Source organism: Shewanella psychrotolerans, from assembly GCF_019457595.1.
GTDB classification, from domain to species: Bacteria; Pseudomonadota; Gammaproteobacteria; order Enterobacterales; family Shewanellaceae; genus Shewanella; species Shewanella psychrotolerans.
Window position 1 is genome coordinate 823,237 of record NZ_CP080419.1, and the last position, 24,593, is coordinate 847,829.

General features: G+C 43.1%; 22 protein-coding genes. 11 read left to right on the forward strand and 11 right to left on the reverse strand.

The genetic code is table 11. From position 1 onward, the window contains the following. The first annotated feature begins 55 nt into the window (after positions 1–55). The 3 genes from lysC to K0I62_RS03645 all read left to right on the forward strand — a co-directional run bounded on the left by lysC (position 56) and on the right by K0I62_RS03645 (position 6,625). Positions 56–1,411 carry a lysine-sensitive aspartokinase 3 gene (gene lysC / locus K0I62_RS03635; RefSeq protein ID WP_220070171.1) on the forward strand — a complete coding sequence of 452 codons (1,356 nt, stop codon included), beginning with the start codon at positions 56–58 and terminating at the stop codon, positions 1,409–1,411. Beyond that, positions 1,411–2,517: a succinylglutamate desuccinylase/aspartoacylase family protein gene (locus K0I62_RS03640; protein ID WP_220070172.1), complete on the forward strand. Its 1,107-nt coding sequence runs from the start codon at positions 1,411–1,413 to the stop codon at positions 2,515–2,517. Before lysC ends, K0I62_RS03640 begins: the two co-directional genes overlap by 1 nt. Before the next feature lie 310 nt (positions 2,518–2,827). After that, positions 2,828–6,625 (forward strand): S8 family serine peptidase, encoded by a 3,798-nt coding sequence (locus K0I62_RS03645; protein WP_220070173.1) that lies wholly within the window; start codon positions 2,828–2,830, stop codon positions 6,623–6,625. Positions 6,626–6,671: 46 nt separating this feature from the next. On the opposite strand, the gene K0I62_RS03650 is transcribed toward K0I62_RS03645, so the two are convergent. From K0I62_RS03650 to K0I62_RS03675, 6 genes are all read right to left on the reverse strand, one after another. Beyond that, positions 6,672–7,991: an IS4 family transposase gene (locus K0I62_RS03650; RefSeq protein WP_220068122.1), complete on the reverse strand. Its 1,320-nt coding sequence runs from the start codon at positions 7,989–7,991 to the stop codon at positions 6,672–6,674. A 145-nt stretch (positions 7,992–8,136) separates the two neighbouring features. Further along, positions 8,137–8,598 carry a transcriptional regulator AsnC gene (asnC, locus tag K0I62_RS03655; RefSeq protein ID WP_220061902.1) on the reverse strand — a complete coding sequence of 154 codons (462 nt, stop codon included), beginning with the start codon at positions 8,596–8,598 and terminating at the stop codon, positions 8,137–8,139. Positions 8,599–8,802: 204 nt separating this feature from the next. Further along, positions 8,803–9,480, reverse strand: coding sequence for a bifunctional tRNA pseudouridine(32) synthase/23S rRNA pseudouridine(746) synthase RluA (gene rluA / locus K0I62_RS03660; RefSeq protein ID WP_220070174.1), 678 nt, complete (start codon positions 9,478–9,480; stop codon positions 8,803–8,805). Between the two features lie 84 nt (positions 9,481–9,564). Further along, entirely contained in the window at positions 9,565–9,852 is a 288-nt protein-coding gene (locus K0I62_RS03665; protein WP_220070175.1) for a hypothetical protein, read from the reverse strand. A 74-nt stretch (positions 9,853–9,926) separates the two neighbouring features. Beyond that, positions 9,927–10,457 carry a class I SAM-dependent methyltransferase gene (locus tag K0I62_RS03670; RefSeq protein ID WP_220070176.1) on the reverse strand — a complete coding sequence of 177 codons (531 nt, stop codon included), beginning with the start codon at positions 10,455–10,457 and terminating at the stop codon, positions 9,927–9,929. Beyond that, positions 10,432–10,842: a hypothetical protein gene (locus K0I62_RS03675; RefSeq protein WP_220070177.1), complete on the reverse strand. Its 411-nt coding sequence runs from the start codon at positions 10,840–10,842 to the stop codon at positions 10,432–10,434. Before K0I62_RS03675 ends, K0I62_RS03670 begins: the two co-directional genes overlap by 26 nt. Before the next feature lie 288 nt (positions 10,843–11,130). Here K0I62_RS03675 and K0I62_RS03680 point away from each other — a divergent pair, with 288 nt between their 5' ends. Both K0I62_RS03680 and K0I62_RS03685 read left to right on the forward strand, forming a co-directional pair. Beyond that, the gene (locus tag K0I62_RS03680; protein ID WP_220070178.1) at positions 11,131–12,120 is read left to right on the forward strand and encodes a 2-hydroxyacid dehydrogenase; all 990 of its coding nucleotides are present in this window, start codon (positions 11,131–11,133) and stop codon (positions 12,118–12,120) included. Between the two features lie 192 nt (positions 12,121–12,312). Next, positions 12,313–13,050: a dienelactone hydrolase family protein gene (locus K0I62_RS03685; protein ID WP_220070179.1), complete on the forward strand. Its 738-nt coding sequence runs from the start codon at positions 12,313–12,315 to the stop codon at positions 13,048–13,050. 85 nt (positions 13,051–13,135) lie between these two features. Here K0I62_RS03685 and K0I62_RS03690 read toward each other — a convergent pair whose 3' ends face one another. Both K0I62_RS03690 and K0I62_RS03695 read right to left on the reverse strand, forming a co-directional pair. Then, on the reverse strand, positions 13,136–14,107 hold the full coding sequence (locus K0I62_RS03690) for a magnesium transporter CorA family protein (RefSeq protein ID WP_220070180.1): 972 nt from the start codon (positions 14,105–14,107) through the stop codon (positions 13,136–13,138). A gap of 14 nt (positions 14,108–14,121) precedes the next feature. Continuing rightward, the gene (locus tag K0I62_RS03695; RefSeq protein ID WP_220070181.1) at positions 14,122–14,667 is read right to left on the reverse strand and encodes a mechanosensitive ion channel family protein; all 546 of its coding nucleotides are present in this window, start codon (positions 14,665–14,667) and stop codon (positions 14,122–14,124) included. Positions 14,668–15,016: 349 nt separating this feature from the next. On the opposite strand from K0I62_RS03695, the gene K0I62_RS03700 reads away from it, so the two are divergent. The 3 genes from K0I62_RS03700 to ahpF all read left to right on the forward strand — a co-directional run bounded on the left by K0I62_RS03700 (position 15,017) and on the right by ahpF (position 18,281). Continuing rightward, positions 15,017–15,760: a spermidine synthase gene (locus K0I62_RS03700; protein WP_220070182.1), complete on the forward strand. Its 744-nt coding sequence runs from the start codon at positions 15,017–15,019 to the stop codon at positions 15,758–15,760. A gap of 210 nt (positions 15,761–15,970) precedes the next feature. Next, positions 15,971–16,540, forward strand: coding sequence for an alkyl hydroperoxide reductase subunit C (gene ahpC, locus K0I62_RS03705; protein WP_220070183.1), 570 nt, complete (start codon positions 15,971–15,973; stop codon positions 16,538–16,540). Positions 16,541–16,715: 175 nt separating this feature from the next. Next, positions 16,716–18,281 (forward strand): alkyl hydroperoxide reductase subunit F, encoded by a 1,566-nt coding sequence (gene ahpF, locus K0I62_RS03710; RefSeq protein ID WP_220070184.1) that lies wholly within the window; start codon positions 16,716–16,718, stop codon positions 18,279–18,281. 572 nt (positions 18,282–18,853) lie between these two features. Here the strand turns inward: ahpF and K0I62_RS03715 are convergent. The 3 genes from K0I62_RS03715 to K0I62_RS03725 form a co-directional block, all read right to left on the reverse strand. Next, a complete protein-coding gene (locus K0I62_RS03715) occupies positions 18,854–19,051 on the reverse strand; it encodes a cytoplasmic protein (RefSeq protein WP_220070185.1) in 198 nt (65 codons plus the stop codon). 135 nt (positions 19,052–19,186) lie between these two features. Then, the gene (locus K0I62_RS03720; protein ID WP_220070186.1) at positions 19,187–20,596 is read right to left on the reverse strand and encodes a cytochrome C biosynthesis protein; all 1,410 of its coding nucleotides are present in this window, start codon (positions 20,594–20,596) and stop codon (positions 19,187–19,189) included. Positions 20,597–20,813: 217 nt separating this feature from the next. Further along, the gene (locus K0I62_RS03725; protein ID WP_220070187.1) at positions 20,814–21,248 is read right to left on the reverse strand and encodes an OmpA family protein; all 435 of its coding nucleotides are present in this window, start codon (positions 21,246–21,248) and stop codon (positions 20,814–20,816) included. A gap of 322 nt (positions 21,249–21,570) precedes the next feature. Here K0I62_RS03725 and ohrR point away from each other — a divergent pair, with 322 nt between their 5' ends. The 3 genes from ohrR to rlmC all read left to right on the forward strand — a co-directional run bounded on the left by ohrR (position 21,571) and on the right by rlmC (position 24,496). Then, positions 21,571–22,035, forward strand: coding sequence for a transcriptional regulator OhrR (gene ohrR / locus K0I62_RS03730; protein ID WP_220070188.1), 465 nt, complete (start codon positions 21,571–21,573; stop codon positions 22,033–22,035). A 34-nt stretch (positions 22,036–22,069) separates the two neighbouring features. Then, the gene (locus K0I62_RS03735) at positions 22,070–23,239 is read left to right on the forward strand and encodes a glycerol-3-phosphate dehydrogenase/oxidase (RefSeq protein WP_220070189.1); all 1,170 of its coding nucleotides are present in this window, start codon (positions 22,070–22,072) and stop codon (positions 23,237–23,239) included. A 120-nt stretch (positions 23,240–23,359) separates the two neighbouring features. Then, a complete protein-coding gene (gene rlmC / locus K0I62_RS03740; RefSeq protein WP_220070190.1) occupies positions 23,360–24,496 on the forward strand; it encodes a 23S rRNA (uracil(747)-C(5))-methyltransferase RlmC in 1,137 nt (378 codons plus the stop codon). Positions 24,497–24,593: the final 97 nt, after the last annotated feature.

Consider the following 24,593-nt stretch of genomic DNA (forward strand, 5'->3'; position numbering starts at 1 on the left):
TGTTAACTATTCAAGTTTTAATGCCTGTCTCAATTAATCAAGTTGAGGTGAGCTAATGTCTATTGTTGTTGCAAAATTCGGTGGCACTTCAGTCGCTGATTATCAGTCTATGAGTCGTTGTGCTGATATTATTCTTGCCAGTTCCGATACGCGTGTCGTTGTTGTCAGTGCCTCCAGTGGTGTAACTAACCTACTGGTTGAACTTACTCAAGAGCAACTCGAGGACTGTCGACGTCAGCAACTGTTGAAAGAGATTGCATCGATTCAATATAAAATCCTCGATGAGTTAGGTCGTCCGAGTGATGTTGCTGCTCGATTAGATACTGTGCTTAGCCGAATTGCGGTGTTAAGTGAGTCTCTTAGCCTAGAGCGTAATAAGGCGACGATGGATGAGCTGTTGTCTCAAGGTGAGCAGTGTTCATCAGCCCTTTTTGCTGCCGTAATGCGTGAGAAAGGTGAGTCTGCATCCTCTTTTGATGTTCGCCAAGTAATGCGTACCGACAGCCATTTTGGTCGTGCAGAACCTCAAATAGAACAGATAGCTAGCTTATGTTCTGAACATTTAGCGCCATTGTTAGCTAGTCAGCGTATTGTTACCCAAGGCTTTATCGGTGCTGATGAGCTGGGAGCAACGACAACATTAGGGCGGGGCGGTAGCGACTATTCTGCAGCTTTACTTGCCGAGGCGCTTAAGGCATCGGCGGTAGAAATTTGGACCGATGTCGCAGGTATCTATACGACCGATCCTCGTTTGGCTCCGAATGCAAAACCCATTGCCGAGATCAGCTTTAATGAGGCGGCAGAGATGGCAACCTTTGGTGCTAAAGTGTTACACCCTGCGACAATCTTGCCTGCGGTAAGACAAAGAATTCAAGTTTTTGTGGGGTCGAGTAAAGAGCCTGAGCTCGGAGGAACCTGGATCCGTCATCAGGTGAGTGATGAACCTATTTATCGCGCGGTTGCCGTGCGCCGAGATCAAACATTACTCAATCTTCATAGTTTACAGATGCTACATGCCCAAGGCTTTTTAGCGGAAACCTTTGCTACTTTGGCTAGGCATAAAATTAGTGTCGACTTGATCACCACTTCCGAAGTGAATGTGTCGCTCACATTAGATAAAACCGGCTCAGATTCGGCTGGCAATAGCTTGCTCAGCGAGGCGTTGTTGCAGGAGTTATCTCAGCACTGCCGCGTTCGTGTTGAGGATGAATTGGCCTTAGTTGCTATTGTTGGCAATAAAATCGCTTCCACACCAGGGGTCTGCCGACGGGTATTTGAAGTACTAGAACCCCATAACGTGCGCATGATCTGTCAAGGTGCTAGTCCACATAATTTGTGTGTTTTGGTAGCAGAATCTGAAGCGGCACAAGTTGTTCGTTCGCTACATGAAAATTTGTTTGAAGGTGCGTAATGAAACCGAATCGAACCATGCTTAAAATTGGTGAATTGGCGACAGGGCAAGATTTAGAACTGCCTATTTTTCAGTTTAAGCCTGATTCGATATCGGGACCTAGTGTCTATATTCAAGCGAATGTACATGGCGCTGAGGTACAGGGCAATGCGGTTATCTATCAGCTTATGCGCTTACTGGAAGATAGCGACGTGCGGGGCCGCATAACCTTGGTGCCTTTGGCTAACCCCTTAGGCATTAATCAAAAAAGTGGTGAGTTTACCTTAGGGCGTTTCGACCCTATTACAGGCGTTAATTGGAACCGAGAGTATTTAGATCATAATATCGATGTGGCGACTTGGTATGAACAGCATGCTCATTTAGATGATGAGGCGTTAGTTATGCACTATCGTACTTTATTGATTGAGCGTTGCCATTCGAGGTTAGTTAGTGATTGGGGGGTGACCACGGGTCACCATCAAGCAGTGAATTTACAGCTGATGGGTCATGGTGCAGATATTGTTCTAGATCTACATACCGGACCTAAGTCCTGTAAGCACCTCTATTGCCCCGAATACGATGCCGAAGCGGCGAAGCTGTTTTCAATTCCTTACACTTTATTTATTCCTAATGATTTTGGTGGTGCAATGGATGAGTCGATATTTTGTCCATGGTGGCAACTTAGTGAGCATCTTAAGACGCAAGGCAGAAAGTTTGCCGTGCCAGTCTCTGCATTTACCTTGGAACTCGGTTCACAGGAACATATCGATCTAGAAGATGCTTTGGTCGATGCCCAGGGGATTATGGCGTATTTGAGTCATCGTGGCGTTATAGGTGAGCGTGTTGAACCCGCTAATATGCAAAGGTTTGGCTGTTACTTAAAGGACTATAAAAAATATCATGCTCCCATCGGTGGCATGGTTGAGTACTTGGCTAAAGTGGGTCAAACATTAGAGGCTGGTCAACCGCTTGCCAACATTTTACGGTTAGATCATTACGGCTCAGAACAGGTACTCACCCCACTATCTTTACCTCAAGATTGTGTTCCTATTTTACATTTTGCGTCAGCATCTGTTTATCAAGGGACCGAGTTGTATAAAGTGATGACCAATGTTTTTGAGGTTTAAAACCAAGTCTAACTATTTGTAATTTATGTGAGTATCGCTTTACCTCCGCTTCATGTCGTGTTTTTTAGATGACGGTTTACAATTTCCGCCATCCCTTTTCTTATTGTTCTCTTGTTTCAAATAAACTTCTTTTGTTTCTGTCTTGTTTTTTTTGTTCGTTCCGTGTTAAAAGGTGTACTTCGTTAGATAAATGTGCTGACGAAGTCGTATTGACCTAGTGATTATTCTGGGAAGGGAGCATTAGGTTCTGCTTTATCTGTTGATAGAGCCGACATAATAAAAATACTATAAGAAGTTAAGGAATTGACAAGTGAAAACTAAAATCGCGATTGCAGTCTCTACTGCGTTATTAAGCATGTCTTCGAGTGCAGCTTCAATAAGTTCTATCCAAACCTCTGCGGCTGTTATAGCTAAGCCAGCCAACGTTAAAAATCTAATTCCTCAGGTAGATTCTAAGTCCTACTCTCAGGAGCAGGTAGTACGTAATCGAGCTGTTTTTTCACCGGAACATGATTTACCGGAAGGGAAATATAGATATTTTGTTCGCCTTACTGACAGTCCTGTAGCACTCTATCAAGGAGGGATTCCAGGGTATGAGGCGACTTCCGCTGAAGTGGTTAAGTATAAGAATCGTAAACTTGATATTAATAGTAAAAATGTAACATCTTACCGTTCCTTGCTTACTTCACGTCAAGATTCGGTTTTATCTAAGGCGCGTTCTTTATTAGGTAAGTTGGACGTTAAGCAGAGAACGACGCTGGCCTATAACGGTATGGTCATTGAAATGACTCAGAATGAAGCTGCCAAACTTGCTAACATTGCAGGAATTGCCCAGATTCAACGAGAAGTGTTACGTAAGCCAATGACTGACGCTGGTCCAGCAATCATCAAAGCGCCAGCAGTTTGGAGTGGAGATGCAACTGGCGTTGAGAGCAAGGGTGAAGGCATGATCGTTGGTATTATCGATACTGGCGTTAATAGCGATCATCCATCATTTGCTGATATCGGTGGTGATAATTATGACCATACTAACCCTTGGGGACCCGGTGTCTATTCGGGGGATTGTGCCGTTGATTATCCAGAGCTTTGTAACGATAAGTTGATTGGTGTTCATAGTTGGCCAGCAATAACCGATCAGTATATTGATTATGATATTGATGTCCCAGCTAATGGTGAAGATCATAATGGTCATGGTTCACACACCGCAAGCACGACAGCAGGTAATATTCTAGTTGGAACGAATGTTCCTGATGCTGACGGTGGCGATACTGGCGTGGTTTTTGATTCAATGTCTGGTGTAGCGCCTCACGCAAATATTGTTTCATATCAGGTTTGTCTTCCTGGTGAAGATGATGATGTTGGGTTTGGTGGTTGCTTCCCATCTTTAACGGTTTTAGCTGTTGAGCATGCAATTGAGCATGGTGTTGATGCACTTAACTATTCTATTGGTGGTGGTTCAAGTAATCCTTGGAATGATGCCGATGCTCTTGCGTTCCTCTCTGCACGCAAAGCGGGCATACATGTCGCGACGTCTGCTGGTAACTCTGGTCCAGGACCTGAAACTGTTGGTTCGCCAGGAGATGCTCCATGGTTAACTTCAGTTGCAGCCTACACCCATGACCGTGATTTTTCTGAAAAGGAAATTAGTGGATTTACCGGCGGAGATACCGCAGCTCCTGCAGCACTAACGGGTAAAGCAATGACTGGAGCCTTTGCTGGTTCTATTGTTTATGCTGGTGATTTTGAAAATGCTAATGATCCAGATAATGATCCTGCACAGTGTCTTGAGCCTTTCCCTGAGAATACATTTGCCGCAGATACCATCGTTGTTTGTGATCGTGGTGCAATAGCACGAGTTGATAAAGGTCGTAATGTTAAATCTGGTGGTGCCTCAGCTTTAGTTTTGGCAAATGTTAGCGGTGGTGCTGATTCTGTTGTTGCAGATGCTCACGTATTGCCTGCAATTCATATCGATGCTGCTCAAGGTGATGTGCTTCGAGCGTGGTTAGCGAGTGGTGCAGATCACAAGGCGACCATAAGCGGCACAAAGGTTATCCATGATGACAAACTAGCACGTATTGCTGCTGAGTTTACATCTCGTGGACCTAACAAATCAGTACCAGATGTTATTGCTCCTTCAATTGCGGCACCAGGAGTTAGTATTTTTGCTGCTTATGCTAATAACCAGTCTGATGCATTTAAAGCTTCTCCAGATCCAAGTGACTACGCATTCCTAAGCGGTACATCAATGGCGAGTCCTCATATCGCCGGAGCTTTGACACTTTTGGCAAGCATCCATCCTGATTGGACTCCTGCTGAAGTTCAGTCTGCATTGATGATGACAGCTAATCAAACGACCCTTAAAGATGATGGCACAACCCCATCAGATTTCTTTGACATGGGCGCTGGCTATGCAAATGTTGAGGCTGCAGCTAAAACTGGTTTAGTGATGGATGAGAGCTATGTTGACTATGTTAAAGCCGATCCAAGCTTAGGTGGACAACCTTCTCAAATTAACTTAGCAACAATGGCGAACGCTAAGTGCGTAGAGAAATGTACTTGGACAAGAACGGTTAAGGCGACTAAAGATGGTGCGTGGACTGCAAGTAGCTTAGGTGCTACCGATGGCTTAGTGCTTAGCGTAACGCCTAGTACTTTTGAGTTGAAGGCGGGTGAAACGCAAGAGCTTACTGTTACAGCTGATGTTTCTGCTGCAAGCGCAGGTTGGAACTTTGCTAATATCAAGCTCGCTTCTGAAGGTATGCCAGAGGTTAAGCTTCCTGTTGCGGTGAAGTCTAACGGTGATAACTTACCAGATAGCTTAACTATTACCGCTTCTCGCTCAGAAGGGAGTATTACCTATAGTGGTTTTACTTCTAATGAACTAAGTAATATTACTGCTGGAGCCTATGATAAAACGTCGAATCTAATCGAACCAACGGTATTGAGTGTACCTGAGGATGATTACGAAATCATTGGTGTTGAATTACCTGATGACTTAGGTAATGTTATTTTCTCTACCTCTTCAGAAACCGCACCTGATGTGGACCTTCGCATTTTTGATGCTAACTATGTTCAGATTGGAAGCAGTGCTGGCCCTGATTCTAATGAAGCGGTTGCATTTACTAATCTACCAGCCGGTGTTTATTATATCGTTGTTGACGGTTATAAGGCATCGACTCCGGGCGGAAGTGACGATGTTACTGTAAGAGTCACTTCGGTATTGGCTAATGATGAGTCAAAAAGTGATGATGTTGCAGTTGTGGTTGATGAAGCCGATGGTAAGTTTAACCTGACGTTTAACTGGGATACCGACAAAAACTCTGCTGGTATAGTTGTTCTTGAGTCTGGTGATAAGTCAGCTATGGTTCAATTGCCGTATAGTATTGTTCGTACCATTGATGTAACGCATGTGACAGACTTGTCTGATGCGATGGTCGCTGGTGAAGCAAGTCGTGTTAGCTTTGAAGTCGAGCCTAACTTTACCGATGAAGATAGAGAATATAGTTTTAGTGCTCAGATGTCTGCTGGTCATAAGGTCGCTAATATTTCTCATGATGGTGTAATGGAAGGCAATACTATTACTTGGACAGTCGTTCAAGAGGCCTCTTCTGGTGAGAGTTTGTCAGTAGGATTTGACCTGGTTCCAACTAAAGCTGGTTATCCTTATGCGCTCAAGCTTACTAATGAGCGTAATGGTGACGCTATAGAAGAGACCTTTAAGTTTGGTGTCGCTGAAGTTGCGCCAGTTGCTATCGCTAGCTCTCCAGCTACAGGATATGAGGGTCAAAGTATTACTGTTGATGGATCTTCATCTTTTGATGGCAACGATGATGCATTAAAGTATCAGTGGGTACAAACAGGTGGCACACCTGTTCAAATTGATAAGTCTGCTGCATCGTTTACATTCGAGGCTCCAGAAGTTGACAGCAAAGGAATGATATTATCTTTTGAGTTAACAGTGTCTGATAGCAATGGTAACTCTGATGTCGCAACGACTCATGTTTCAATTGCTGAATCTATTAAAGCCGATAATGGTGGTGCTGCTGGATGGATGACTTTGATGTTATTGCCATTTGTATGGATGCGTCGCAAATTTAAAGCTTAATATATTTGTGAAGTAATAAAAAAGGCTAACGAACGTTTAATGCCGTTCACTTAACGTGAACGGCTTTCTTTTTTATGGGATATCGGTCCTTCGAACACTTCAACACTCTAGGATAACTACGCTCCCTCTTTCCTTCTAAAACAAACTGTTTTGCATTTTTTTCTATATCAAAGATTACCTTAGGAATATTGCCGGGAGATATGCTAGGAAGTTGGGATAGTTTAAAAATAATATGCGACGACGCTTCTCTAAAACTCAATTGGTTAGGGAAGACCCCTTTTAATGAGTGTGCCATCAATACCATCTTATATCTCAGCAAGTTATACGCAAGAAGGACTCCCCACAACTCCTGCCTAATTAATTCCGGAAGCTGACTTCTGAGTGTAAACCGAGTTTCAAGCATATACTGCTTCATCTCTCTGTACCCCAACTCTATCTCCCATCGATGTGCATATAAATCAACGATTTCACCTGATGGATAACGCATTGGCTCTGTGAGTGAAGTGATGATTTGCAGCGTTTTTCCTTTCACTGTTTTAGTGAGTAAACGTGCTTCCATAAACTCAGGTAAATCAGGCCTTTTCTTTCTAGATTGAGGGGTTGTGGTTAGCCTGATAAGCTTATCTTGTCGCCCTAAAGAACGTACCACTTCATATTGTGTATTCTTCTTCAATGGCATTAACCAATGTCTATTACTGCCAGCTTGTGACCAGTCATGTAATAACCCCAACGAGTAAAAGCCCCGGTCGAACAGGGTTAAACTGTTATCCGGCGTATTGTTGATGAGATTAGCGGCTAATGCCATTTCATTTTCAGCTACACTCCCAAAAGATGAGTCGACTAACAGATGACTACTGAGTTCCATTAGACACACCATGCGAACTTGAGGATAGGAAGCATTACTCGATTGGTTGCTCGTGCGAGAAAAGGCGCTATCGTTTTCAGGTGTATCAGGGGTTCTCCAGACGACACCGTCCACGCCATAAAGATTAAGGCCGCACCATTGTGGATGCTCAGCCAGCATGTTCCATCTCTTTTGAGTCTGTCGAAAAATATCTTTTACAACGTCACTGCCCAATTTCTTTCTTGCCTGAGTGACAGCACTTCGAGCAACATAATCGACCTTATTTGGGAGGATAATATCCAGTTTATTAATCAGTTGCCTAACGGACTCCCCCCGAAATAAAGCCATGCCGATAACAGCCCAAATCATAGACTCCATAGGTAATTTTCGCTTACGAAGCGTGGCTACACCATTGGATTGTAAACAGTTTTGAATAAGCTCTGGACAAAGAAGCTCCCCAAGATTGGTGAACTCAGTAGGTCGATTGATAGAAGTACGCGCTAAAGCTTCAGAAAGTTCCATTAAAAAATCCAGTACAAACAAGAGTCTGTACTGGATTTTGACGGCTTTTAAAGATCAGTCAACCGATCATATTGGCATTAACTGATCGGCATTAAACGAACGTTAGCCTTTTTCTTTTATATGGGTTGCCTTTTAATTATTCCACTTAAGGCTTTACTGCTCTAACAATGGGGTTTTGTAAACTGATCAGCGTTTCGGTTGATTGAATCTCATCGATAGATTGAATCCTGTTGATTAAGACGTGTTGTAAGCCATCAATCGATTGACACATGACTTTGACAAAAATACTGTAGTTGCCCGTGGTGTAGTAAGCTTCGGTGACCTCTTCTAGGGCGTTCAGTTTTGCGATAGCAGCAGGGTAGTCGCCAGCACTTTTGAGGTTGATACCTATAAAACAGCAAACGTCATAGCCTAATGCTTTTGGGTTAACAGTGATCTGTGCGCCAGTGATAATTCCAGCTTGTTTCATCTTCTCTACGCGCACATGTATCGTCCCAGCACTGACACCAAATCGTTTGGCTAATTCGGCAAACGGGGTTCTAGCTTCTTCCATTAAGGCTGAAAGAATTTGATTGTCGAGTTGATCGCGTTGAAATGAGTTATCCATCAATAGATACCGCATAATGACTAATATTGTTAATTAATTTACGGTATTTTTTGTTAAACGGCTAACTTTTTGTGTTTAAAGCTGGCTATAACATCATTTGGGTTAATGCTAACCGCTTATTATGCCGATTTAATGCGACCAGCATCCTGTAGCTGGATAGGCTAATAAAAGCCGTCTATAGACGGCGATATCAATAATGCGAAGTTACTGCTGCTCTGTCACGTCAACAAAGGGGATTTTTGTCGAAAACGTCATGACCTCACCACTGTATGGGTGTTTTATTGTCAGTGATTGAGCGTGCAGCAATAAACGCGGTGCTAGACGTTTAGCTAAGGCGTCGGCATAAAAATTATCGCCGAGGATCGGGTGGCCAAGCGCCATCATATGCACTCTAAGCTGATGAGAGCGACCAGTGATTGGTGTCAGCTTGACTAAGGTTGAACGCTTGGCCCTACTAACGACTTCAAAATGGGTGGTCGAAGGTTTACCAATTTTGTGATCGACTTTTTGTTTTGGACGATTAGGCCAATCGCAAATCAGCGGAAGAACGACTGTCCCGAACTGCGATTTTAGGTGTCCAGCGACTCTAGCGTAATAGGTTTTTTCAGTCTCTCTATCTCTAAATTGACGTTTGAGTTCCCGTTCGGCACTGCGTCTAAGAGCGATGACTATGATCCCTGAAGTCGCCATATCTAAACGGTGAACTATCTGAGCATTCGGGTGCTCACTGAGGACTCGTGAGTAGATACTATCGTGATAATTGGGATCGCGGCCAGGGACTGAGAGTAGTCCCGATGGCTTGTTAAGGACAATAATGTCTTTATCTTGATGAACCACCTCTAGCCATGGCGAAGTGGGTGGGGCGTATACAAAATCGGTCATAGTCTATTCGTCATTTTTAAGCGGCAGCAAAGATACCTTTTACCTTAGTTGCGAGCAAGGAAAACGAGTTAAGTTAGTCGAGCTTTACAGGCTGTGGCCATTGACATGCATGATGGCAAAAGTCCAAACAACGAATGCCAGCGAGAGGTGAATGAAGGCATAGATGGCTTGATCTAATCGCTCCATTCCTTTTGCCGTCCATATCAAATGACCGTGAAGTAAAATTACCAGTGGGAACAGCATGAATAGTGGGTAGAAACCAATAGGACTCGCATCACCAAGCAATGCCCGAGACAATAACGACCATACCACCATAAATGCGGTTATCAGCGGCGGTGCTGCGAGTCGATACTGTTCAGGGTAGGGAAACATGTGGATATCCTTATGCTGTATTTAGATGAAGCCTAACCTTGCTTGTCATTGAGTAGCTTTTAGGTGACTGGCTTTTAATTGTTTGGCTTTTGGGCAATCAATTGTGCCTTAAAGCAAGGGTCATCTTCACAGCCTACATTACCTTGGAAATAGTGCAAAGCAGCAAAATCATTGAACTCATCTAAAAGTTCATTATCGCGTAACAAAAAATCAGGATTTTTCGGCCGACCATACTCTGCTTGAGTGGTGATAAAGGTTTCATATACCAAAAAACCGCCGGGTTTGAGCATCTGCTTTAGTGACTCGAATATCGGCCTGTGTAAGTAATTAAACACGATGATGATATCAAATTGCTGTGCGAGAGGGAGAGTTTGGCCTGTTTCTAGATTAAATTCGACTGTATGACAATGTGTTGGGGTGTCACTAAGCGCACTTAGGTCTCTATCGACAAAAGTGACATTAGCTCCTAGTTCGGCTAGCCATAAGCCATTACGGCCACTACCACAGGCCAAATCAAGTACTTGACTATTGCTATTGATGTTTAACAAATCAAGATGGTTAGTCAGTAACTTTGACGCGTTATCCTTTAATCTCTTTTTTTCCATCGATACGTCGCCTATGAATAATCGAATAGTGGCGCAGACCTGCTGGTCCATGAGAAACCACCACAGATAACAATATGATGGTTATCAACAGCTCAGGTTTGTAATTAGCGAGGGGAATGAACAAGCTTAACAGTCCAAGCTTCATTATCGTTAATGCGCCCTTAAGTTGAATTAACCAGCGCCAATCACGAAATATTTCCCATAGCATTAACATTGAGCCAGATACCATCGCGATAATCCAATAAAGGGCCCAATCAGCCATAGGTACGCTTAATAAAATACCTCCGCCCGCACCAACAACACCTAAAATATGTAAGGCTCTTAAGCTGGTTTTACTGAGTCGCTGCACCCAAAACTGTTTTTCGGAGATCTGCTTTCGTCCCATATGATTCGTAAAGTGGGTAAATTTAGGCTCAGCTTATCAGGAAATACTCGAAAAGACATTTAGCGACAGAGATCGCTGCGCTGTTATTCTGTAAACTGTGCTTTAGACTGCACTTGTCTGTTCACTTTGAGCTCTGATGTGGACAATTGTTCAATAGCCAATAATGCTTGGTTATACTAAGGCATAGTTTAGATATTGTGGTCATATTCGTTGTTAAACGACAGATATATTCAATTGGGTATTGAGCGCTGCTTAATACAATGCAAAGACAACATTAGGTAACGACAAATGAAAATAGGTTTTTTTAGTGCTAAATACTATGACATGGAACATTTCAATCGCACTAATAGTGCCTTTGGTGCCCATATTGAATACTTTGATTCTCGCTTATGCATGAAAACGGTAAAATTGGCACTGGGTTATGAGGTGATTTGCGCCTTTGTAAATGACTCTTTATGTGAGGAAGTGCTGGTTGAGTTAGTTAAAAATGGCACCAAAATCATTGCGATGCGTTGTGCCGGTTTTAATAATGTCGATTTAGTTGCCGCAAAACGCTTAGGTCTAAAAGTTGTCAATGTGCCTGCTTACTCTCCAGAATCTGTCGCGGAACATACTATCGCCTTGATGTTAACCCTTAATCGTAAGGTACATAAGGCCTATCAGCGCACCCGAGATGCAAATTTCTCTCTCGAAGGATTGGTTGGTTTTAATATGTATGGCCGCACAGTTGGTGTTATTGGAACCGGTAAAATTGGGGTTGCAACCATAAAGATATTGCTCGGTTTTGGCTGTAAAGTCGTTGCATATGATCCTTATCAAAATCAAACCGTGCTCGATTTAGGCGTCGAATATTGTTCGTTAGATGAGCTATATCCACAATGTGACATCATTAGTTTGCATTGTCCGCTGACCGAAGATAATCATCATCTGTTGAATAAAGAGAGCTTTGCTAAGATGAAACCGAAAGTGATGGTCATTAATACCAGTCGCGGTGGATTACTTAACGCTATCGACGCAATGGAAGCATTGAAAGTGGGCCAAATTGGTTCATTGGGCTTAGATGTATATGAAAATGAAAAAGAGTTATTTTTCGAAGATAAGTCAAATGAGATCATTCATGATGATGTATTTAGACGTTTATCGGCTTGCCATAATGTCATATTTACTGGTCACCAAGCCTTCCTTACAGAAGAAGCGCTAGGCGCTATTGCCCATACTAGCTTGAGCAACATCAAACAGTTACTTAATGGCGAAGCGTGTCCAAACCAGCTCTATTAAGCAGGAGGAATAAAAGCGCTGTGGTGATACCAATGGGATAGCTATAATCACTAGTTATCCCAGTTTACCTTGGGTTTTAGCTCAGTTTTTATCATTAATAAAGCGTTGGTTTATTTAATTTGCGAGGATAACTGACATTCATCTCTTTGGCTGATAACTTATAGTCAAATTTATTAGCCTGAGGGCGTGAGTATGATGGTTAAGCAGGACGTTCACGATATCGATACCCCTACAGGGACAATGAGATGTTATCTCTATCGCCCTGATGCTGAGGGGCAGTTTTCTACAATCATTTTCTATTCCGAAATATTTCAACAGACCGAACCTATAGCAAGAGCGGCAGCGATGCTGGCTGGACACGGTTTTGTGGTCTTAGTGCCAGAAGTGTTCCATGAACTCAATCCTATCGGTACTGTTCTTGCCTATGATGACGTAGGTAAAGATAAAGGCAATGAGGACAAATTTACTAAAGGGTTAGAGCATCACGATACTGATACTCAAGCGTTAGTGGCATTTGCCCAAAGCCAATCATTTTGTACTAGTCTGGTCGGTGCTATGGGCGTATGTATCGGTGGTCATTTGGCCTATCGAGCGGCGTTAAATAGTGATGTGGTTGGCGCATTTTGTCTTTATCCCACAGACATCCATTCAAATACGCTACCGTGCAATAGTGGTAATGACTCTCTGAGTAGAACCGCCGATATCCAGGGGGAGTTAGTATTGGTGTTCGGTAAGCAAGACCCTCACGTGTCTGGTGAAGGGCGTAAGTTGATTTACGACAGACTGACAGAAACTGGGCGAACGTTCAGTTGGCATGAGGTGAATGCACAGCATGCATTTATGCGTGATGAAGGAGACAGGTACGACCCAGCGTTGGCGTTACAGATCTATCAGCAAGCGGTGGCCTTTTTCCATCGAGTCCTGCGTTAGTTTATGGATAACATCAAGCCAGCTCGTAGGTTTGAAGCATAATAAATAGGCGAACTAAGGTTCGCCTATTTATTGCGTTATCAAATCAAATCCACTTTCTCTTTCTAAATAGCCAGATTAATACCGCAGTGATGGTCAACATGACTCCCCATACGATGAAATAGCCATTGTGATGTTTTAGCTCTGGAATGTATTCAAAGTTCATTCCATAAATGCCCGCGATAAAGGTTAATGGGACAAAGATAGCGGTGATAATGGTGAGCACTTTCATTATGTTGTTTAGTCGGTGGGCGCTAATAGAGATATAACCATCTATAAGATCGCTAGATACCTGATAGAAGAGATCCGCGAGGCTGGCGGCACGGTGTTGATGCTCACACACATCGTTAATTTCATGGGCTAAACGACTGTCAAATGGCGCAAACTGTTCGTCGCGTAATGTGTTAAATAACTCTACGTGATAGTGAAAATTACGTCGTAATCGCGTGAGATCAGTTTTATAAAGCACCACTTCGGCGAGCACTTTGTCATCGGCTGTGGTCAGCATGACCGATTCGAGTTCTTCGAGGCGAACTTCAAGGTCAAACAAGATTTTGTGATAACGCTTAATGACAAAGCGGCTTATTTTGAGCGCTATCGCTCCGGTGCCAGCGCTCAAGGAAAGCGAGCCTGATTCGAGCGCTGTCATCGTACGTTCAATGCTTAACGAGCGATCTAAATGACGGGTAATGATGAAACGTTCGCTGACAAACATCGCCAGCAGAATGTTATTGCAGTCTATCGATTCAGAATCTGCAGACAAGCCTCTTAAAATGATAAAGGTGTGATCATTGAAATCTTCGATTTTGGGCGGATGTCTATCTCTAGACGCATCTTGAAGCGCCAATGGGTGTAAGCCAAAGGTTTGCTGTAATTGTTGTTGCAGCGATGCAGTTAATTCCCCCTCGATATTAAGCCATAAAATGCTGTCTTCGCTCTGTTGCCAAGTAGCGATTGCCGATTCACCTCCCTTGACTAAAGTGTCGTCTTTGGGATTGTAGAGTAAGGTTGTTATCATGCTTATACCTCTAGTTAATCGCTTTGCTGCTGGGTATGGTCTTTATGCTCATCAATGGAGATAGCCTTCGGGGTTTTGTGAGATAACTTTAGTACCCCTTTTTGTAACATCAAATTATTCGGGTAGGTAATAACAACATTGTCTTCTCGCTCGATCAGCACGTGAAACAGGCTTATTTCTGCAATAACGCCGCTTACATCTTCATCTTTATCGATGATCTTAATCTTGTCGCCAATACGGTAGGGAAATACGAAAAAAATTAGTATACCCGCAGTGATATTACTGAGTATTGACCACTGCGCGACTAATGCGACGCCTAACACGGCAAATATTGAGGAGATAAACAGAGATACTTGCTGATATTCGATGCCCAGAGACACTATCATTAAGCAAGTCATAGTGGCAAAAAACAGGTAGCTGATATATTGGGTGACCAGTTTAGAGCGGGTTTGAGAGACCTGTTTTAACTGTGCTAGTTTATTCACCCAATTGTTGAGCAGACGCTGACCGAAAATAAATATCGCGATATAGAGGCAGATGATAAGCAGTGATTGGGTCATGAGTAAACTACTATAAATATTAGATTTTAAACAAATACTACATTGCCTAGATTTATGCAATTAATCTTCAGTCACAGACTGTTGACCTTAAGCTGATGCTATTTCAATTCTCGTTGTTTTATTGCCGCAATAATGGGTTATCAATGTTGTATTTAAGGCTGATGTAAATGACCTCGTATGAATTAGATGATACTAACCATTAATCGTTCACTATTGTGTTCTCCAATGACATTTCTCAATTCAACTTGGGATAATTGCTGTGTTGAATAGGCAATTGCTTCATAATGTTAATTCTATTAGTACTTAAGAAATAAGCGGCTTATTGTAATGGGCTTATTTTGGAAATGGCATGACAGATTATCAGACTATACACCGCAGTGAAGATGAGTTCGGGCCAGTGATCGTACTCGAAGATAGAGATATGCGTTTACTCTCATTTGGCGACACGGACGAACAAAGTAAGTTACTCAAGAGCGCACCGCATATTCCTCAGCATACTTACCTTCAAGCTATGTTATTGGTGTTACTGTTTATTAAGCCAAAGCGAGTGATTGTATTGGGTCTAGGTGGTGGGGGGCTTATTCACGCATTGCGTAATTACGATCGGGCGATTAATGTTACCGCAGTTGAGCTTAGGGCTAGCGTGATCGAGGTGGCTAAACGCTATTTTCAACTTCCCATAGGTAAGAAGCTTTCGCTCATTCATCAAGATGCGACCGATTTTTTAGTGCAGCGTGATCATAAAAAGGCCGATGTGATCTTTGCCGATATATACGGTGCAGATGGGGTCGATGAGAATCAATTGACCGAGACATTTATCGCTAATGCATCGAGCATGGTTAAAGCCGATGGTTACTTGGTGCTTAATTGTTGGAAGGAACATAGCCAAAATCGGGAGTTGTTAGCCTTGTTGCAAATCCACTTTTCTGAGGTGAGAGCCTGCTTAACAGGAGGTGGCAACTGGGTTGTGATTGCTGGCAAAGTGGCCAGAGATATAACCAGTAGCGGTTTGAAGGCAGATGCACAGCAATTATCAGTACAACTCGACTTTCCTTTAGCGCGCAGCCTTACTCGTTTTGAGCACTGGCAGTGATTACTATTTAAAAGACTTTATCTTTTTACTAATCGGTTTTTGAGTTGGGAAAATAGTTCAATTACAAAAACCGATTAGCATGATAGCTTTTATCCGTTATATTTAATTGCCTTCAGTCGTTATTATTACTCCATCGACAACGAATACAGGGTTTCGGCAGTTGTCGTCAACCCGTAACAAAATCCGTTAATAACGTAAATGGAGCTATAAATGACACAATCTATCATCAACACTGAAATCAAGCCTTTCTCTGCAACTGCATACCACAATGGCGATTTTATCTCTGTGACAGAGCAAGATCTACTAGGTAAGTGGTCAGTCGTTTTCTTCTACCCAGCTGATTTCACTTTTGTTTGCCCAACTGAATTAGGTGACATGGCAGATCATTACGAGAAGCTGCAATCTATGGGCGTTGAGGTGTATTCAGTCTCTACTGATACTCACTTTACTCACAAAGCTTGGCACGACAGTTCAGACACTATCGGTAAGATCAACTATCCAATGATTGGTGACCCAACCGGCACTATCACACGTAATTTTGGCGTGATGATCGAAGAAGATGGCCTAGCGCTACGTGGTACGTTTGTGATTAACCCTGAAGGTCAAATCAAGGTTGCTGAAGTTCATGACCTAGGTATCGGCCGTAGCGCATCTGAGTTGGTTCGTAAGATCCAAGCTGCTCAATATGTTGCTACTCACGACGGTGAAGTATGTCCAGCAGCATGGCAGCCAGGTGAAGCAACACTTGCACCATCTCTAGACCTCGTTGGTAAGATCTAATGTCTCGCTAACTCCTATCAGATAAGGACTCATCTCCCTTATCTGATAAGGCTTGGTGATTAACTAAGCCCCATTATCTCCTGCCAGCTTATGTTAGCTCCCTGCAAAGCGTGAGCTGGCCTTTTATCTTAGTTTTCTTGAATCATTAATCATTGTCTTATTGTTAGGAGTTTTCATGTTAGATGCGAATGTAAAAAGTCAGCTGACTACTTATCTGCAAAACCTCAAGCGCCCAGTTGAACTTGTCGTATCTGCAGATGACAGTCCCAAAGCGCAAGAATTAAAGTCGTTAGCAACAGATATTGCTAACATATCAAATTTAGTGTCATTGACCGAATCTGCGGGTTTGCGCACCCCGTCGATGACTGTAACCAATAAAGAATCCCAAAGCGAAATCACCTTTGCTGGTTTACCTATGGGGCATGAATTTACGTCACTAGTATTGGCGTTATTGCATACTGGTGGACATCCACTCAAGCTCGATAGTGAACTAATCGAGCAGATCCGTGCGCTGCCTGGCAAATATCAATTTGAGACCTATGTGTCATTGAGCTGCCAAACTTGTCCCGAGGTGGTGCAGGCATTGAATATGATGGCGGCGATCAATCCTAATATTACCAATGTGATGATCGATGGTTCACTTTTCCAAGACGAAGTGAATGAACGTAATATCATGGCCGTGCCGTCGGTATACCTTAATGGTGAAGCATTCTCTGTCGGTGGCATTAGCGTTGTTGAAATTCTCAATAAGCTCGATGTCAATGCCAGTAGCCGAAAGGCTGAGCAACTTAATCAGAAAGAGGCATTCGATGTATTAGTGGTTGGCGGGGGCCCTGCGGGGGCGTCAGCTGCTATCTATGCTGCTCGAAAAGGGTTACGTACAGGTATCGTCGCCGATAAGTTTGGTGGGCAGGTGGCTGAAACCGTAGGGATTGAGAATTTTATCTCTGTCAAAGCGACTGAGGGGCCTAAACTGGTTGCCAATTTAGAAGCCCATGTTCATGAGTATGATGTCGATATTATGGATAGCCAACGTGCTTTGAGTTTAAAGAGCGCTGAGCTTTTCGAGCTTGAATTAGAAAGTGGCGCCGTGCTGCGCAGTAAAACCATATTACTCGCTACAGGTGCTCGTTGGCGTGAAATGAACGTACCCGGTGAGCAAGAATATCGCGGAAAAGGTGTGGCTTACTGTCCGCATTGTGATGGCCCGCTGTTTAAAGGGAAGCGAGTTGCGGTGATTGGTGGCGGTAACTCAGGTATTGAAGCTGCGATAGATTTAGCCAATATCGTTGAACATGTCACTGTGCTAGAGTTTGACAGTAAATTACGCGCTGACGAAGTATTACAGCGTAAAGCTGCGTCCATGGGCAATATTAAAATTATTACTCAGGCGATGACCACTGAAGTAACGGGTGATGGTGCCCGCGTTAATGGGCTAAATTATACAGACAGAGCGACAGGTGAAAGTCATCACGTTGAGCTAGCCGGTATCTTTGTGCAGATAGGTTTAATACCCAATGCAGAGTGGTTAAAAGAGACGCTTGAACTGACTAATAGAGGTGAAGTTATCGTTGATGGTAAAGGTGAAACATCACTACCTGGTGTGTTTGCTGCCGGGGATGTCACTAACTCGGCTTATAAGCAGATCATCATCGCAATGGGAAGCGGCGCTACCGCATCCTTAGGGGCGTTCGATTATCTAATTCGCCACAGCGAGTCGACCGAGACGATTGCTGCTTAAAGCGGTATAGATTAAGTTGATCACAGCCAGCTATATGCTGGCTGTTTTTTATTTGACCATATAATTTAGCTAAGATATTGAGTAAATTTATATTTTATTAGCTAATCTGAGCAGTTTTTCTAGGTGTGAACAATTATATACCCAAAAGCTTCGATGAGGCTGTTATATCAATCAGTAAAGGAAAGTGATCGACTCTGCGTGTTTTTTTGGTAACTCATTCAAGGCGAATGAATGATGTAATGCTTGGCTCTCCTATGAGGCCATTCAACGCAGAACTCGCAAGGTAAAACCACGCTTAACAGGCGATTTTTAGCACTTTTGATGCAGTGTTAACGAGTTTGATCCGAGTTCAACTGTGCGCTTCACTCGTTGCAAACAACAAGGTTTTGTGTGTTCCCGATATACTTAAGACATTCCCTCCATCCCTGGAGGTCGGGTGTTGTGAATGTCTTTAATGCACGATGATATGGGTATAGAAGATAGGGTAATGCATGGAGCCGTTACCGAGGCACAATTAAAAACCTTACCTCGATCGATTAAGTGGATGGCGTTGCTATCGATATTTTTTCTGACTAAGCTGTTGTATTAATATTGTGACCACTATTACCAACAGGTTGTGCACTAGGGGCTGCATCCACCGCCTCTATCAATTGTAGTGCAATCTCTCCCTCAGCCTGTTGTTGCTCTTTAGCAAGTTGAGCCACTTTCACACCAACACTTCCGTTGCTTAGGTTGGGTTGAAGATTACTTGTTCCAACTGTTACTGCCATAATTACCGCCTTAAATTGATGTATGTCTGTTACATAAGTAGGGTGACACGTCTTAACTATAGTATTATCGGCTCTGTTTGGTAAAACCTTAGGGTGAACTTTTAATCGAACGTGTTCACCCAATAAAAGGTCTTATTAGCTGTTTTTAGTCACCAGTTTTCTGGTTAGCGTCACGACAAAAGTTAAACCGATTGAGGCTGCTATCAAGCCCACCGCTAGGGTGACATTTTGTAGCGCCGTTGGGTCAACTGCTAATGTGCCGCCTAGGCCAATCATCATAATGCCAGACATCAATTTTAGGGTTTGCCCCTCTTTTTCAGTGAGTTTACGTTTGCCTAGGGTCGCACTAAACGCAATAACAATAGCCGCAAGCGGGATCACGTAAACGACATTATAAAACACCAAATACATGTAACGTTCCACAGCTGGCAGTTCATGCATAGATAGAACGCTGGTGTAAATCATTGGGAAGCCTGCAGTACATAATAGCTCGTATGCATTAGCAAGAATGGCTAATACCACAGTGCCGGCTATCATCGCGGCCATACTGCTAGCACTCGTGAGTTTGCCCATTCGTTTTATCAAACCCGTTCTATTTTCGGCAGACATTGATAAGGTGACTTCACCTTTGGTAAAGAAATAGTCCTTAATATTAAGCGTTCCTGCGATTAATGCCATTAGCCCTGCGCCTAGGATTATTAATCCCCCATCACTGCCTGCGCCGAGTAACTCAAAAATATTGAGCCAAGCGATCATAAATAAGAAGTAGATAAAGCCAGAGAAAAAGACAAATATCCCGCCAACGATCAACATGCGACTGCGGCTTTTGGCGTTAACCATAATGGATAGTAAAAACAGCAATACAAAGAAGGCGCATGGATTAAATGCATCGACTCCAGCAAGCACGACAGTAAGCACTGGAAGCGAAAGTGTTTCTGGTGCAATCACCCCAATAAGCGGTAATTCAATTGGTTGTACATTGCTAACCTGAGTTTCGTCGCTGTTGCTCAAGCCTAAATCACAGGTGCCTTCTTCTGCGCTTTCACTACAAGTGGCAAATAATGGGGATGCATCATCGGTAGAAGTATTAACGGACGTAACACCTGTGTCTGCTTCATCGATTTTTCCACCCAATGAGCGGTAGCATGTCTTGAGACTTTGTAAAATATACTCACCAGTAACCGCTTGGCTACTGTAGCCTACAGTAGCCTTTTCGCATGATGCTATATAGGGAACTGAACGTGCAGGCACCTTAGTTTCAGTGGCTATTTGCTGCCATTTATCCATGGTTCCTTCTGCTGAAACCATATAGGACTCAAGCTCAATCCAAGGATATTTTTCAGGTAGTGCATCGATGAAAGGATGAGCCTCTGCACAATGAGGACAGGTCTTAGACCAGAAGAAGTACAATTTTATTTTTAGCTGGCCTTGCGCATCTACATAATGCCAGGTACTTGTCGCTGGGTTTGGACTGTCAGCTGCCTGACTAAATGATGGGATTGTACTAAAGAGTATTAACAAACATAGAATCAGGGGTCTTAACATATTCCCTCCCCGGGAAGTGTTTACCAAATCAAGAGCATGATGACAAAGGCGTAAATCCTCTAGCAACAGTTTACTGTGCAAAAAAGGGGAGTTTAAGTTTATGTTCTCGATTTGCTATGGAAATCTTGAAATGTACGCAAAGTGTTAACCAGCACTGCTTTTTGCCTGCTGAAATAACACATGTATCGATTTTTGATTTAGCCAAAGTAGCTTAACACTATTCAAGATTGTGAAGATTTTGGTTTGCGTCTGCGACAATCGTTTGCTCATGTTCTGGTTGGCACCAATGTATGCTCAATGTGCGAGAGTCTGTGTTACTCGCGGTGAGGATACGAGTGACGACGGGTTGGTTATAGTCAGATTGTGATAAATAGTTTCGGACACGCTCGATACGGCGATTCGCTAACCACATATCATACTGTCTCAGTTTCTTATCTGTTTGGCCTTTGAATACGGGGAACTCTAACAGCAAGTAGCCATTGTCAGACTGAGTCTTTTCTATTAACTGCTGTAATTGTTTTGTATGTTTATTAGCAAAGTACGAACTATTTTTTTCAAACGGAATATCGCCAAAATTTATGTTTTGTGGGCAATAAGCACTCGCTTGTAGGGGAAACAGAAATGGCACAACCACTATTAGCTGACGCTTCACAGTGAACACCTCCAATGTGTTTTATAAAGTAAAAATCTAAACCTCGGACGCAACTTAGGCCTTTTTCGCTTGAAAATCAATCATGTTTTTGCTCGCTACTGGTCAAATGTAATGACAAAGCGATGCTATTTTTCTAGCGTCATAATCTAGTCGGATACTATCTTAATGGTTTTGCGTAGTAATTTGATTAAGTCTATGTATAAATGACAATTTATTGACTTTAGATTTCTATAAATAAAATGTTTGATAAATTTTCACTTTGTTTCGTCATTGCAGTAAACTGACTAAAGGTTGTGTGCAATTAAATAATGGTAAAGTCAAAATGAGTCAAGATAGTCAGCGTGATCCTCTCTCTTTGGAAAATCAGGTTTGTTTCTCGTTATATAGTGCGGCGAACGCTATGGTGCGTGCCTATAGACCTTTACTTGAACGTTTGGATTTAACCTATTCCCAGTATCTAGCGATGTTAGTGTTATGGCAACATCAGGGAATTAGCGTGAAAACACTTGGTGAAAAGCTGCATCTGGATTCTGGGACGCTAACTCCACTGCTTAAACGACTCGAAGCAAAGGGATTGGTCAACCGAGGCAGAAGTGAACTCGATGAAAGAGTAAGGGTTCTGCACCTTACCGATAAAGGGGCGTTGTTGAGAGAGCAGGCTGTAGAGGTTCCATTGCAAATGCGTTGTAAATTAGGTGGCGAACCCGAAGAGTTTGCCCAGTTAAAGCAACTTTGTGATAAGGCTTACCGCTACCTAGATAACGCTGATAAACCTGATAAGAACTGAATTTCGCAATAAGTGTGTAACCAGAGGACGCAGTATGGACGCTGTTGATGTAGTGATAATAGGCGCCGGTATTACGGGTGTCGGCATTGCCCAGTGTGCGCAAGCTGCTGGCTATCGTGTTCTCGTATTAGAAAAAGAGGGGATCGGAGAGAAAACCTCTGCTAATTCTAGTAAGCTAATTCATGGCGGTTTACGTTATTTAGAGACAGGGCAACTTAGTCTTGTGCGACAGTCTTTGGCTCAGCGCAAGGCATTATTAACTTTAGCGCCAAACTTGGTTAAGCCTGTGCCTTTTTATATTCCTATTTATCAAGGGAGTAAGCGAGGTCCGTTAGCAATACGTGCGGGTTTAAGTCTTTATGCGATGTTAAGTGAATTTGATACTTTGGGGCAGTTTAAATCTGTCGACGCTAAAGAGTGGACTTCACTGGGATTAAAGCTTGAGGGATTGCGTGCAGTGTTTCGCTATTGGGATGCGCAAACAGATGATCATGCCTTAACCTTAGCCGTAGCAAAAAGTGCCAAAGCCTTAGGTGCAACTATTGAAATTAACGTCGATATTAAACACATCACTCATAACGCTGAAGGCTGTATCTTGGATTATCAATGTCAGCAACAAACCAAACAGATCTTCGCTAAAAGTGTCATCAATGCTACCGGTCCTTGGGTTAATCAGACACTAGATCTAGTGTCACCCGCAATCTCTAAGGTCAACATAGAGTTAGTGCAGGGGAGTCATCTGGTGCTCGATATTCTGCCGCCAAGTGGGATTTTGTACCTTGAATCGATTTATGACAAACGCGTGGTGTTTGTGATCCCTTGGCATGGTAAGACTATGGTTGGCACCACAGAAACCCCAATCTCGACAATAGAAGATGCTGGAATAACTCGTGCCGAAACCGACTATTTACTGGGTATTTTTGCCCACTATTTTCCACATCTCGCCGATAGTAATCAATTAGATAAAAAGATAGTCGGTCGTTATTGTGGTATTAGGGTGCTGCCAAAGCTAAGTGGCGAGGCATTTGACCTTCCAAGAGAGACTTTGATGAGTAGCCAAGAAACTCACCCACATCTGTTAACTATTTATGGCGGTAAGTTAACCACTTTTCGCCATACTGCAGAGGTGGCAGTCACCTGGATTGCTGAGCAGTTAGGGGCGAGACCAATTAAAGCTGACATTAATTCACTGACTTTGGATTAAGGGCTATTGTATGAATCTAACTCTGCAGTGTTTAATAAATCCCAGTGATGGGATGATTTTTTACCGTAAAAGGGCTAAAGTGTAGCGCCTTTTTTATCCCGTTTAGCGAGTCCAGTTTTCGTGAAGTGTGCTTATTTCGATGCCAAGCAGTGCCTATCTTGTCGCAATATTGAGATGCCGTTGTCGGCGCAGTTAGCGGCAAAGTCAGCAGTACTAGGTGAGCTTTTTGCCGACATCTCCGTTGAGCAATGGTTGCCACCAATATCAGGTCCAGAGAGCGGATTTCGCAATAAGGCGAAAATGGTGGTGCTTGGCGCCGCGCATCAACCTATTTTAGGTTTAGTTAGCCCAAGTGGTCAGCCTGTTAGCTTGTGCGACTGTTCGCTTTATCCCCCAGAGATGCAGCAGTTGTTGCATCGACTCGAACGCTTCGTACGCCAAGCTGGGATCCCGCCTTATCGCGTTGATAAACAAAAAGGCGAACTTAAGTATATCTTGCTGACGCGCAGTCAAGTGCGTGGTGAGTATATGCTGAGGTTTGTACTGCGTTCGACAACCGCGATTGAGCGCATCGAGCGGGAACTATCGACATTACTCTCTGAATATCCGCAGATAAAAGTGGTGTCAGTTAATCTGCAACCCGTTCACATGGCTATTTTGGAAGGTGACGAGGAGATCTTTCTGAGTGAAGCAACACGGTTAGAGGAGCGCTTCAATGATGTGCCTCTCTTTATTCGCCCTAAAAGTTTTTTCCAGACTCATCCAGAGATTGCCGAAAAACTGTATCAAACCGCTCGTGAATGGACTGCGCAATTACAACCTAGTGCGATTTGGGATCTGTTTTGTGGTGTGGGTGGTTTTGGCTTGCATTGCGCATCAAAGCAGATAGCACTAACGGGTATTGAAATTGAGCCTGAAGCCATCGCTTGTGCCAAGATGTCAGCAGCGGCAATGGGGCTTAAAAATGTGCAATTTACTGCACTTGATTCTACCGAATTTGCTCGTGGTGGCGATGCCCAAGATAAACCCGATCTGATTATTGTTAATCCTCCAAGAAGGGGAATTGGCGAAGCGCTTTGTCATTCACTTAGTCAATTTGCCCCTAAGGCTATCTTATATTCAAGTTGTAATCCGTACTCCTTGGCTAAAGATCTACAACAGATCAATGGTTACCGAATCACTAAGGTACAACTTTTTGATATGTTTCCTCATACGGACCATTTCGAAGTACTAGTCATGTTACAACGTGAGATCTAATCCTGCTTGATACCAAAGAGGCATTGACCAAAGTCTGTCATTAAGCTGTCACGCAGCAGTAATAATCTATCGGCTCTATTGGATAAAAGGATGCGAT

Excerpts from the sequence above, each read along its gene's own strand:
- lysC (WP_220070171.1), top strand. The coding sequence starts at position 56 with ATGTCTATTGTTGTTGCAAAATTCGGTGGCACTTCAGTCGCTGATTAT.
- K0I62_RS03640 (WP_220070172.1), top strand. The coding sequence starts at position 1,411 with ATGAAACCGAATCGAACCATGCTTAAAATTGGTGAATTGGCGACAGGG.
- K0I62_RS03650 (WP_220068122.1), bottom strand. The coding sequence starts at position 7,991 with ATGGAACTTTCTGAAGCTTTAGCGCGTACTTCTATCAATCGACCTACT.
- asnC (WP_220061902.1), bottom strand. The coding sequence starts at position 8,598 with ATGGATAACTCATTTCAACGCGATCAACTCGACAATCAAATTCTTTCA.
- rluA (WP_220070174.1), bottom strand. The coding sequence starts at position 9,480 with ATGACCGATTTTGTATACGCCCCACCCACTTCGCCATGGCTAGAGGTG.
- K0I62_RS03665 (WP_220070175.1), bottom strand. The coding sequence starts at position 9,852 with ATGTTTCCCTACCCTGAACAGTATCGACTCGCAGCACCGCCGCTGATA.
- K0I62_RS03670 (WP_220070176.1), bottom strand. The coding sequence starts at position 10,457 with ATGGAAAAAAAGAGATTAAAGGATAACGCGTCAAAGTTACTGACTAAC.
- K0I62_RS03675 (WP_220070177.1), bottom strand. The coding sequence starts at position 10,842 with ATGGGACGAAAGCAGATCTCCGAAAAACAGTTTTGGGTGCAGCGACTC.
- K0I62_RS03680 (WP_220070178.1), top strand. The coding sequence starts at position 11,131 with ATGAAAATAGGTTTTTTTAGTGCTAAATACTATGACATGGAACATTTC.
- K0I62_RS03685 (WP_220070179.1), top strand. The coding sequence starts at position 12,313 with ATGATGGTTAAGCAGGACGTTCACGATATCGATACCCCTACAGGGACA.
- K0I62_RS03690 (WP_220070180.1), bottom strand. The coding sequence starts at position 14,107 with ATGATAACAACCTTACTCTACAATCCCAAAGACGACACTTTAGTCAAG.
- K0I62_RS03695 (WP_220070181.1), bottom strand. The coding sequence starts at position 14,667 with ATGACCCAATCACTGCTTATCATCTGCCTCTATATCGCGATATTTATT.
- K0I62_RS03700 (WP_220070182.1), top strand. The coding sequence starts at position 15,017 with ATGACAGATTATCAGACTATACACCGCAGTGAAGATGAGTTCGGGCCA.
- ahpC (WP_220070183.1), top strand. The coding sequence starts at position 15,971 with ATGACACAATCTATCATCAACACTGAAATCAAGCCTTTCTCTGCAACT.
- ahpF (WP_220070184.1), top strand. The coding sequence starts at position 16,716 with ATGTTAGATGCGAATGTAAAAAGTCAGCTGACTACTTATCTGCAAAAC.
- K0I62_RS03715 (WP_220070185.1), bottom strand. The coding sequence starts at position 19,051 with ATGGCAGTAACAGTTGGAACAAGTAATCTTCAACCCAACCTAAGCAAC.
- K0I62_RS03720 (WP_220070186.1), bottom strand. The coding sequence starts at position 20,596 with ATGTTAAGACCCCTGATTCTATGTTTGTTAATACTCTTTAGTACAATC.
- ohrR (WP_220070188.1), top strand. The coding sequence starts at position 21,571 with ATGAGTCAAGATAGTCAGCGTGATCCTCTCTCTTTGGAAAATCAGGTT.
- K0I62_RS03735 (WP_220070189.1), top strand. The coding sequence starts at position 22,070 with ATGGACGCTGTTGATGTAGTGATAATAGGCGCCGGTATTACGGGTGTC.